Source organism: Microcoleus sp. (genome assembly GCF_049646505.1).
Lineage (GTDB): Bacteria > Cyanobacteriota > Cyanobacteriia > Cyanobacteriales > Microcoleaceae > Microcoleus.
In genome coordinates this window covers 1-5,852 of the sequence record NZ_JBARVX010000043.1, presented here as the reverse complement: position 1 = coordinate 5,852, position 5,852 = coordinate 1, and the positions used below count along the sequence as shown (strand labels likewise).

Annotated in this window: 6 protein-coding genes and 1 pseudogene; 2 read left to right on the top strand and 5 right to left on the bottom strand. The window is 46.6% G+C overall.

The features are described from left to right. Both WBA89_RS02540 and WBA89_RS02535 read right to left on the bottom strand, forming a co-directional pair. Nucleotides 1-169: adenylyltransferase/cytidyltransferase family protein (locus WBA89_RS02540; protein ID WP_424403785.1), on the bottom strand; the 169-nt coding region annotated here is incomplete at its 3' end. A 448-nt stretch (nt 170-617) separates the two neighbouring features. Next, nucleotides 618-2,021 (bottom strand): nicotinate phosphoribosyltransferase, encoded by a 1,404-nt coding sequence (locus tag WBA89_RS02535; protein WP_424403783.1) that lies wholly within the window; start codon nt 2,019-2,021, stop codon nt 618-620. Nucleotides 2,022-2,542: 521 nt separating this feature from the next. Between WBA89_RS02535 and WBA89_RS02530 the strand changes: the two genes are divergently transcribed. After that, on the top strand, nt 2,543-2,713 hold the full coding sequence (locus tag WBA89_RS02530) for an isochorismate synthase (RefSeq protein ID WP_424403781.1): 171 nt from the start codon (nt 2,543-2,545) through the stop codon (nt 2,711-2,713). A gap of 167 nt (nt 2,714-2,880) precedes the next feature. Here the strand turns inward: WBA89_RS02530 and WBA89_RS02525 are convergent, their stop codons facing one another. The 3 genes from WBA89_RS02525 to WBA89_RS02515 form a co-directional block, all read right to left on the bottom strand. Further along, complete coding sequence (locus WBA89_RS02525; RefSeq protein WP_424403779.1) at nt 2,881-3,615, bottom strand: diacylglycerol/polyprenol kinase family protein; 735 nt, start codon at nt 3,613-3,615, stop codon at nt 2,881-2,883. 292 nt (nt 3,616-3,907) lie between these two features. Continuing rightward, complete coding sequence (locus tag WBA89_RS02520; protein WP_424403777.1) at nt 3,908-4,864, bottom strand: glycosyltransferase family 2 protein; 957 nt, start codon at nt 4,862-4,864, stop codon at nt 3,908-3,910. 198 nt (nt 4,865-5,062) lie between these two features. Continuing rightward, nucleotides 5,063-5,533, bottom strand: a complete 471-nt coding sequence (locus tag WBA89_RS02515; protein WP_424403775.1) for a tetratricopeptide repeat protein — start codon at nt 5,531-5,533, stop codon at nt 5,063-5,065. Between the two features lie 75 nt (nt 5,534-5,608). On the opposite strand from WBA89_RS02515, the pseudogene WBA89_RS02510 reads away from it, so the two are divergent. Next, nucleotides 5,609-5,852: pseudogene (locus WBA89_RS02510) on the top strand (glycosyl transferase family 1); the annotation flags it as partial.

Sequence of the window (5,852 nt, the reverse complement as noted above, 5' to 3'; positions counted from 1 at the left end):
ACAGCAGCATTGCGGATCTGTGTTCTAGGGATGTGGAGTGGGACTTAAAAGGATTGTCCGACGCCCAAACTGCTACCCAATCAAAATGCTGGGAAAGCCAACTCAGGATTGTTTTGTGTCCTGCTGTGGGCGGATCGGCACTGGTTCCAAACAAGGCAATTTTCTGCATAGGTAATTAGTCAGTAGTCAGTAGTCAGTAGTCAGCAGTTAGCAGTCAGTAGTCATTAGTCATTAGTCATTAGTCATTAGTCATTGGTCAGCAGTCATTAGTCATTAGTCATTAGTCATTAGTCATTGGGAATTAAATTACATACTCATTACCGTTAGTATCATATCAACTTAATATCAAACTTAGTTCCAGCCTGTTGCTTGATTGTCAACCTCTATATCCCCACTCACCTCTCTTAAAAAGGAGGAAAAAGAGCGATCGAAGTTTTGTTACAAAGAAGAAACTGGAGCGAGCGAAATCTCCCTTGAAAAAGGGGGAACTGTCAGCTCTCAAAGTCAACCCCTACTCCCCTTCTTAAGGGGGATTTAGGGGGATCGAGGCTAAGCTACAAGCGAGATTTATCATGGATTGTAGTCTGATGTTGACATTGATGATTGATGACTAATGACTAATGACTCTTTTTTGTTTTTCGGGTCAGATTTAGCAAATCTGTAGAAATTTCCACCGGCGGCGAAATCGGGTTATCTAGTTGGCGGGTTGCTGCGGGAAGACTGGCGACAGATGCAGCGGTTCGTTTGGCAATATCCTCCAAAGTTTCCTGTTTCTGCACTCGTTTGCCATTCTTTACCGCCAATTTCATTAATGGTATGTGAGAATCAGGATTTTTATTTTCTTCCCCAAACAATCCCAAACAATCTCCGAGAATTTCTCCGTTTTGAATATGTCTAAAAATTTGTTTTTTGCCCGGATATGTTGCCTTGCCGCTTGCCTCTTTCATCACCGGAATCCCGTCGATTTCCACCAACTTATAAACACCGTTCACAGGCGAACCGCTGACTAACTTTGTTCCCAATCCGTAACCGTCTATGCAAGCGCCGCTACTTTTTAATTTAGCAATTTCTCGATCGTCCAAATCGCCGCTAGCAAAAATTGGCACGCCCGGCAGGATCGATCGCACTTCCCTCGACAGCGCCGCCAAATCCCCCGAATCCAGCCGCACGCCTTCCAACTGCATTTCACCGCTGTTTACTTGATCGGCCAACATCCGCGCCGCCGCCACAGTATTATAAGTATCGATCAGCAGCGGTGCCCCCGGAAAACAGCGGTGAAAAGCTGCAAACGCCTCCTCTTCGCTACCTTCGAGAGCCGCCACAGCCATCACCAAAGCGTGAGCCATAGTACCGACAGGCTTGCGGCCCAACTTCAAAGCAGCCAAAACATTAGAAGTGCCATCGAACCCAGCAGCCAGAGCCGCCCTAGCCGCCCACACAGCAGCTTGCGGCCCAAAAGCCCTGCGCGTCCCGAATTCCAGCAACTTAGCGTCAGGGCCCGCCACATCGCGGAGCCGTGCAGCCCGCGTCGCGATTAAAGTTTGATAATTGATCGCATTCAACAAATAAGTTTCGACTAACTGAGCTTGCCACAGAGGAGCATCGACACGCAGCAGAGGCTCGTTAGCAAACACCGCCGTCCCCTCCGCCACCGCCCAAACATCGCCAGTAAAGCGGGCTGTGGCGAGCAGTGTCCAAAATCGCTCCGGTGCGCCAGCAAAAATTCCGGTGGAGTGCAAAGCTTGAATTTGCGACTGGGAAAACCGAAATTTCTCCAGATAGTCGAGAACTTGAGCCAAGCCCATCGCGATCGCGTAGCCAAAATTCTCTGGTAGCCTGCGCGCGAATAATTCAAAACTCGCAGGGCGATCGTCGATCGCTTCCCCGACGTAACAAGCCGTCATCGTTAGCTGGTAGAGATCGGTCAACAGGCTGTAATCTGCTGAGGAAACGGTCAGTTCCCGGTCTTCTAAGATTTCCTCAAAACCTGTGAGGTGCAGGCTTTCTGTCGCAGTTTTCATAGCGAAAAACCCCGGACAAACTTATTTATTTAATTATAGTGATAAACACCATATCTTTTTGTAAATCTTTGATAAAGATTGCTGATACCATATTGCGTTTTTCTTGATTGCGCCCTTGCATAGAGGGTTTCAGGTTAATTTGCGGATTAAGATTATGGTATTTTTAATAAAAAAAGCAAATTTGAGTTTGTAGGGTGTGCAGCGCGCGATCGTGTTGATTTAGAGGCGCGCGGGTGCATCTATAGTTTTGCCGAAAGCATTTTTTTGTTTGAGGGCGATCGTCCTCGCACTGCAATTCTTACATTCCTGCACGCACGCGGGGTCAAAAACCCGGTTTCTGAATCAAGCATCTCTCGGATCGATCGACGATTTTTCAGAGAAACCGCGTTTTTTTTGCGTCCAGGACTATCTTAAAAGCTTCTGGTTGCTTCGATGTTGCGGACTAATAAGTAATTCAAACAAATATTGCTAAAGAAACCCCAAGACCGAAATTAATAGTAATATAAAAAGTATCAGAAGCAATGACAAGAGAGGCGGATGTGATGAATCTTTCTAAATCTTTGGCAGATGCGATGCGTTACGTTTCCGAAGCTGCGATGAGAATTTTTAAACGGAACGATGACGATTATCCCAATACAGGAGTTCAGCCTTTTGAAGGTACCCCACCCAAAGGCCATCAAAAAGACCCGTGATCGGGCGATCGGGTAGTTTCTAGCGAGGTAAGCAAAGACATTTGCCTCAAGCAACGCCAAGGACACGGCAGTGCCGTGTCCCTACAGATATTTAAAAGATATTCAATTTTTCCCAGCTAAACTTTGTTTAGCTGGAGTTTTGCCGTTATAAATTGGTAGTGATGACGTTAATGTTTTGAGTTCGATCGGAACCTAATTCCTGAATACGAACCAATTACCCAAAATTGATTGAGCAAAAAGGCGATCGCCGCACTGCCGATGGGTACAGTCAAATTGTCAATTCCCCACAGAGAAACCGACTCCAAAGTAGCAGCAACCAAAGCTACAACAGCCGACACAACCAAAGTTTGCCAAACATTGCCGCCAGCAGTTAGCAAAATCAAACTGCTAACCGCAAAACTCACTAAATACATAGTTGCAGAACCTTCCCAACTTTTCTGGATTCCCCATACTCGATAAATATTTTTGCCGTATTTTTGACCGATTACAGCGGCCAATCCGTCCCCCCAAGCCATCACTAAAATGCCCAAAGCTGCGTATTCTTGATGTTGCAGCGGCCAAAACCAAGCGACGAGAACGCTAATACTCACAGCATAGAAAAAAGTCCCGAAACTCTTGCGGTTGATACTGTTAAGACTGGGCAAAATTGGCAGTTGGTAGGAAATTAGGGCGATCGCACCTGCTAAAACCCCCGCCGAAATTCCCACCCAGCCCGGTATTTGCAGCCACCAAGCCAGCAAAATCACGTTCCCAGTACCGATGTGAACCACCTTCCGCGATACCTCTGCACCGACAGAAGTAAAGCGGTTTAACCCCTCAGCTACCAATAAAATCACACCCAACCAGGCTCCCACGAGGGAAATTTGCAACCACACAGTGGGAATTTCAGAAAATATAGACACGATAATTTAGGAATAACTTCGATCGGACAATGTGTACTACTTTAATGGAAAGGCGATCGCTCTGTTCGGGGTGCGATGTCAAAAAGTAAAAAAGGCTCGGCGGTTGAAACCGCGTCTGCACAAACAATGTCCGCCTCCGCGGACTAAAGAAAATCAAGAATTAAAACCGCCGTTTCGCTAGATTTTGTCTCTATCAATGTGATTTTAACCGTACACTCTTCAACCTGCTCCCGTCAGGTTTTGTCTGTATAGACGCGGTTTCAACCGCCCGGTATTCTATCGAAATCCTCTTTCACAAATCCCGTTTCAAAAAATCCCGCACTGCCGCAAAAGCCCTCCCCCGCCACTCCACGGGCAGCAGCGACAATCCCAAACCAGCCCACATTTTCGCCTCAGAAACAGACTTTCCAGCCCTGACCATCTGCCGCCCTTTTGCAGTTTCACCCACCTCAATCAGCCGCAAACCAAGCGCTAATTGAGTTTGTGCAAGCCTTTTGAGCCTGACTGTTTCGAGCTGATCTGACTCAAATTCGTAGCCGGTCAAATAGCGCAATTTATCGCTCAAATACGGAATTGCCCGATCGACTCCTTGCTGTTGAGCATGAAATCGATACTCCATCAACAGCTCTGGCAAGTAATAGCATTTTTTGCCCGCAAGCGCAAGTCTTACAAACAAATCGTTATCTTCGCAATTTTGCAAATTCGGCCGCAGAAATCCGACTGATTCCAGCGCGGGGCGGCGAAACAAAGTCGCCCCTATTTGCAAACTCTGTCTCAGAAAAACTGTCGAGAGCAAATCTTCAATAATTCCAGCCGACAACTCGGTGCGCCCCCACCGCTGCGAATTCAGTTTAGTCTCGGTTTCGTCAATATTGTTGTGAATGTCGATCGCCCAATGGTCGGTACTGACAAAATCAATGTTGGGGTCTTTATCTAAAATAGCAGATGTCCGCTCCAGAAATTGCGCTCTCAGGCGATCGTCATCGTCAAATTTGATAAAATATTCGCCCCTTGCCGCCGCAAAGCCCGATCGCATATTATTACTTTTACCGATATTCTGCGGGTGGCGAATGTAGCGAATTCCTGGCCCGACAAATTCTGACATTAACAGCGGAGTGCTGTCAGTCGAGCCGTCATCGCAGACAATTAATTCAAAATCTGTATAAGTTTGATCTAACACGCTGGCGATCGCACTAGCCAGCAAATGCACTCGATTGCAAGTAGGAATGCAAACGCTAATTTTCGGCACAAACAAAAACCATTTTAGATTTTAGATTTTAGATTTTAGAGCTGAAATTTTAAACTTTAGACTGCCCCAAATTAAAGTCTTCCTGATGCCCTGTTTGGCCAATTCCCTGTTTGGCCAATTCCCAATTCCCAATTCCCAATTCCCAATTCCCAATGACTAATGACTAATGACTAATGACTAATGACTAATGACTTGATATTAACTCAAACGAGCCGTACATTCAAGAATTAACTTTTGATTCACCAAAGCAAAAGGTTGAATTTCCAAAGCGCGGCGAAAAGCTCGAATAGCACTTCTGTATTCTCCCAAGGCAGCGTAGGACAAACCCAGACCGTGCAGCGCCCCAAAATGCACCGGGTTCAATTTGAGGACAATTTCGCAATCGTGAATCGACTTTTTATAATTTCCTTGGGTATAGTGAAGTACGGCGCGCCGATTCCAAGCTTCAGCAAAATCGGGCGATTGAGCAATCAGTTTCGTCAGCAAATCCAAAGCGTGGCGAACATCGCCGGAGTCTAGCGAAACTTGCGATCGCCTGAGAACTTGCATCCCGTACTCACCCTTCTGGTTAAACCAAGTCCGCCAGAGTTCTGCTGTTGCCCGATCGCGCACGCTTTCTTCGGAATTTTTTAAGTCTTCCAGCAGCGCTTTGATAGATAATTCATCCATAGTGAGAAGATTGTTAAAACAGTTTTATCAGTCAATCTTATCGCGACAGCGGCAACTTTATTTATCCAATATCCCATGCAGATTTTGATGCTTTCCTCGACTTTTCCCTACCCGCCAAGCCGCGGAGGAACTCAGGTAAGGACTTTTAATTTATTACAATACTTGAGCCGGCGGCACGATGTAATTCTCGGCACTGTGCGATCGCCCGATGTCACCGACGCACAAATCGACGCATTGCGCCAGCAAGTTACAGAATTGGCAGTTTTTCCGCACCCGCAGATACCCCCCCAACCCCCCCTTGCTAAGGGGGGGCTAAGAC

Excerpts from the sequence above, each read along its gene's own strand:
- WBA89_RS02530 (WP_424403781.1), top strand. The coding sequence starts at position 2,543 with ATGACAAGAGAGGCGGATGTGATGAATCTTTCTAAATCTTTGGCAGAT.
- WBA89_RS02535 (WP_424403783.1), bottom strand. The coding sequence starts at position 2,021 with ATGAAAACTGCGACAGAAAGCCTGCACCTCACAGGTTTTGAGGAAATC.
- WBA89_RS02515 (WP_424403775.1), bottom strand. The coding sequence starts at position 5,533 with ATGGATGAATTATCTATCAAAGCGCTGCTGGAAGACTTAAAAAATTCC.